The following is a 211-nucleotide window of genomic DNA, read 5'->3' as shown; positions in this document are numbered from 1 at the left end:
TCGCAGACACTATTTTGGGGGAATTCAGTCCTGGAGAACGCCTCAATTTTGTCTCTCTATTCGGTGCAGGAGTTACTAATTTTAGAATTACCGATATCGGTAGCTTAATTGGTAATACAAAAGAAACTGCTTTTCCAATTCAGTTGGCATTCAATCAGCAAGTCGGCAGCTTCCAAATGCGTGCCATTGAAGAAACACCATCACCAAAGGA

General features: G+C 41.7%; 1 pseudogene. It reads left to right on the top strand.

Features of this window, described 5'->3' with window-relative positions:
• A pseudogene (locus PL8927_RS28260) lies at window positions 1–211 on the top strand (PEP-CTERM sorting domain-containing protein); the annotation flags it as partial.

This window comes from Planktothrix serta PCC 8927 (assembly GCF_900010725.2).
GTDB lineage: Bacteria > Cyanobacteriota > Cyanobacteriia > Cyanobacteriales > Microcoleaceae > Planktothrix > Planktothrix serta.
This window is presented reverse-complemented; position numbering and strand designations above follow the sequence as displayed.